1 rRNA gene and 1 pseudogene are annotated in these 472 nt (G+C 58.5%); one reads left to right on the top strand and one right to left on the bottom strand.

Annotation, left to right across the window (positions count from 1 at the left end):
* A 16S ribosomal RNA gene (locus tag OKJ99_RS34375) occupies positions 1 to 236 on the top strand; the annotation flags it as partial.
* A gap of 25 nt (positions 237 to 261) precedes the next feature.
* Here OKJ99_RS34375 and OKJ99_RS34380 read toward each other — a convergent pair.
* Positions 262 to 472: pseudogene (locus OKJ99_RS34380) on the bottom strand (acetyl-CoA C-acetyltransferase); the annotation flags it as partial.

Consider the following 472-nt stretch of genomic DNA (forward strand, 5'->3'; position numbering starts at 1 on the left):
GAAAGGGACGCTAATACCGCGTACGTCCTACGGGAGAAAGCAGGGGACCTTCGGGCCTTGCGCTATCAGATGAGCCTAGGTCGGATTAGCTAGTTGGTGAGGTAATGGCTCACCAAGGCGACGATCCGTAACTGGTCTGAGAGGATGATCAGTCACACTGGAACTGAGACACGGTCCAGACTCCTACGGGAGGCAGCAGTGGGGAATATTGGACAATGGGCGAAAGCCTGATCCAGGGCGGGTCTTGCAGTACTCGGGGTCTTCCCAGGCCTTCAAGGTGCAGAGCACTTGCGCGGCGAACGCTTCATGGATTTCGTAGTAATCGAAGTCCTGCAAGGTCAGGCCATTGCGCGCCAGCAACCTTGGCACGGCATACACCGGCGCCATCAACAAGCCCTCGGCGCCATTGACGAAATCCACTGCCGCTGTCTCGCCATCGCGCAGGTAGGCCAGGATCGGCAAGCCACGTGCT

Origin of the sequence: Streptomyces endophyticus (assembly GCF_035798155.1) — a bacterium.
GTDB lineage: Bacteria > Actinomycetota > Actinomycetes > Streptomycetales > Streptomycetaceae > Streptomyces > Streptomyces endophyticus.